Origin of the sequence: Streptomyces sp. NPDC058632, assembly GCF_042717095.1 — a bacterium.
Lineage (GTDB): Bacteria > Actinomycetota > Actinomycetes > Streptomycetales > Streptomycetaceae > Streptomyces.
Genome location: NZ_JBHXQZ010000191.1, coordinates 1 through 2885, shown reverse-complemented (window position 1 = coordinate 2885; position 2885 = coordinate 1). Strand labels below are relative to the sequence as shown.

Annotated in this window: 1 protein-coding gene; it reads left to right on the top strand. The window is 74.5% G+C overall.

All coding sequences use genetic code 11. The annotated features are described in order from the left end of the window. A partial coding sequence (locus ACFWVE_RS34870; protein ID WP_384023234.1) for a type I polyketide synthase occupies positions 1 to 2885 on the top strand: 2885 nt, incomplete at both ends.

Below are 2885 nucleotides of genomic sequence, written 5' to 3'. Positions count from 1 at the left end.
GGTCCGGACGGTGTGCTCAGCGGCATGGCACGCGAGAGCGCCGGCGACGACGCCCTGCTCGTCGCACTGCTGCGCAAGGACCGCGACGAGGAGACGGCGGCCCTCACCGCTCTCGCACGGCTGGCGGCACACGGCCTGACGGTCGACTGGGCCGCGTACCTCGCCGGAACCGGCGCCCGGCTCACCGACCTCCCGACGTACGCCTTCCAGCACCAGCGCTACTGGCCCACGCCCGGCACGTCCTCCGGGGACGTCGAGTCCGCCGGCCTGCGCACCGCCGATCACCCTCTGCTCAGCGCGGCCGTCGAACTCTCCGACTCGGACGGCCTCCTCCTCACCACTCGGCTCTCCCTGCGCACCCACCCGTGGCTGGGCGAACACGTCGTCATGGGCAACGCCCTGTTGCCCGGCACCGCCTTCGTCGAACTCGCGGTGCGGGCCGGGGACGAGGTCGGCTGCGACCGAGTCGAGGAACTGACCCTGGCCGCCCCCCTCGTCCTCCCCGAGCAGGGGGGCGTCCAGCTCCACCTCCACGTCGGCCCGGCCGACGCCGCGGGCCGCCGGGGCCTCACCGCCCGCTCCCGGCCCGAGGGCGCGGACGACCGGCCCTGGACCGAGCACGCCACCGGCGTCCTCGCCCCGGGGACGGCTCCCGCCTTCGACACCACCGCCTTCGACAGCGCCGTCTGGCCGCCCGCCGACGCCGAGCCCGTCGACCTGACGGGTCTCTACGAGCGCATGGCCGAGAGCGGATACGAGTACGGCCCCCTCTTCCAGGGCCTGCGCGCCGCCTGGCGCCGGGGCGACGACGTGTTCGCCGAGGTCGCCCTCCCCGAATCCGCCGAGCGCGACGCCGCCGGCTTCGGCCTGCACCCGGCGCTCCTCGACGCGTCCGTGCAGATCTCCGCCCTCGGCGGACTCGCGCGGGGAGTCGTCCCCTTCTCCTGGGAGGGCGTGACCCTGCACGCCACCGGCGCCCGGGCCGTCCGGGTCCGCCTGACCCGGACCGGCGACGAGTCCGCCACCGTCGCCGTGGCCGACCCCACCGGGGCACCGGTCGCCACCATCGAGAACCTGGTGCTGCGCGCCGTCGCCTCCGACAGCGCCGTCGACACGACGACCCGGGACGCCCTCTTCCACGTCACGTGGACTCCCGCCGCCGCACCGGCGAGCGGCACCGGCACCGCCTCCACGGCCGTCCTCGACACCACCGCCGGTGACCTCCTGGCCGCACTGCCCGGGACCCGTCACGCCGACATCGGCGCGCTCGTCGCGGCCGGTGAGGTGCCGGCGACGGTGTTCGCCGTCGTACCGCAGGCCGCCGCGCGGGAGGCCGCCGCAGTGGTGGACGCGGTGCACGAAGTCACCGCGTGGGCCCTGGAGTCGGTGCGGTCGTGGCTGGCCGACGACCGGTGTGCGCAGTCGCGGCTGGTGTTCGTGACGCGGGGTGCGGTCACGGGTGACGACCTGACCGCGTCCGGTGTGTGGGGCCTGGCGCGGTCGGCCGCGTCGGAGCACCCGGGCCGGTTCGGTCTGCTGGACGTCGAACCGGGTGCGGTGCTGTCCGCAGAGCTGCTCGACGCGGTGGTGCCTGCGGTGGCGGACACCGAGGCCGAGGTCGCGGTGCGTGGCGGTGAGGTGCTGGTGCCTCGTCTGGCACGCGTGGCGCCCGGGACCGGTGCGAATGCCTCCGGCTGGGACGTGGCCGGGGGCACGGTTCTGGTGACGGGCGGCACGGGTGGTCTGGGTCGCGTCGTGGCCCGGCATCTCGTGGTCGAGCACGGTGTGCGGGATCTGCTGTTGGTGAGTCGTCGTGGTGCGGCTGCCGAGGGCGCGGATGCCCTGGTTGCCGAACTGGCCGAGCTGGGTGCGCGGGTGTCGGTGGAGGCCTGCGACGTGGCCGACGCGGCCGCGGTGGCGGACCTGGTGGGCCGGTATCCGGTGCGGGCCGTGGTGCACACCGCGGGCGTGCTGGACGACGGCGTGGTGGAGTCGCTCACGGACGAGCGCCTGGCACGGGTGCTGCGTCCCAAGGCCGACGCGGCCTGGCACCTGCACGAGGCGACCAAGGACCTCGACCTCACCGCCTTCGTGCTCTTCTCCTCCATGTCGGGCATCCTCGGCGGTCCCGGACAGGCCAACTACGCGGCCGGCAACACGTTCCTGGACGCCCTCGCCAGGCACCGCCGCTCGCTCGGCCTGCCGGCCGCCTCCCTGCCCTGGGGCCCGTGGACCCAGGACGCCGGCATGATCGGGACCCTCTCCGACACCGACGTACGGCGCATCGCCCGCGCCGGCATGCCGGAACTCACCCCCGAGCAGGGGGCGGCCCTCTTCGACGCCGCGCTCGCCACCGGCGAACCCGTCGTCCTGCCCGTGCGCCTCGACCTGCCCGCTCTGAGGGAACAGGGCGACATCCATCCCATGCTCCGGGGTCTGATCCGGGTGCGGGCGCGGCGGTCGGCTGCCGGTGGTTCGGTGGCGACGGCCGGTCTGGTGCAGCGGTTGGAGGGTCTGGGCCGGGACGAGCGGCGTGAGGTGCTGCTGGACCTGGTGCGTGGTCAGATCGCGGTGGTGCTGGGGCATGCGGGTGCGCAGACGGTTGATCCGGGTCGTGCGTTCCAGGATCTGGGCTTCGACTCGCTGACGGCGGTGGAGCTGCGGAACCGGCTGGGCAAGGCGACCGGACTGCGCCTGCCCGCCACAGTGGTCTTCGACTACCCGACGGCGAACGCGCTGGTGGGTTGTCTGCTGGACGAGTTGTTCGGTGTGGTGGAGCCGGCCGCGGTGGTGCCGGTGGGGTCGTTGCCGTCGGTGGCGGACGACCCGGTGGTGATCGTGGGGATGGCGTGCCGTTACCCGGGTGGTGTGTCCTCGCCGGAGGA